Origin of the sequence: Corynebacterium sp. MSK044 (assembly GCF_030232825.1) — a bacterium.
In the GTDB taxonomy this organism is placed as follows: domain Bacteria; phylum Actinomycetota; class Actinomycetes; order Mycobacteriales; family Mycobacteriaceae; genus Corynebacterium.
Genome location: NZ_JASPJJ010000075.1, coordinates 1 through 326, shown reverse-complemented (window position 1 = coordinate 326; position 326 = coordinate 1). Strand labels below are relative to the sequence as shown.

The following is a 326-nucleotide window of genomic DNA, read 5'->3' as shown; positions in this document are numbered from 1 at the left end:
GGTTTGCCGGGGTTTGTGCCTGAAGAGTTGGATTATCCCCTTGATGTCACAGAGGTGGACACCACTGATTGGACCATCGAAATGTGGACTGGGGGTGCAGGTGTACGTCAGGCAGAGCCAGAAGAGCGTGACTACCTTCTGATTCCTTGGACATTTTTCTCTGTCGGCCACATTGATTTGTGGTTGGAGCAGTATCGTTGTTTCCATTTGGGGTTGGATATTCCCACTGAGTTGAGTCCCCCGGATGAAGACATTGATGGTCAACGCGATGAGTGCACTACTGATGCTGGTATGCGCACGAGTGTGATCAGGCTTGATGAATCGGC

Annotated in this window: 1 protein-coding gene; it reads left to right on the top strand. The window is 51.2% G+C overall.

Annotation, left to right across the window (positions count from 1 at the left end):
* The coding region (locus tag QP994_RS11135) for a hypothetical protein (RefSeq protein ID WP_284866845.1) at positions 1–326 on the top strand (326 nt) is incomplete at both ends.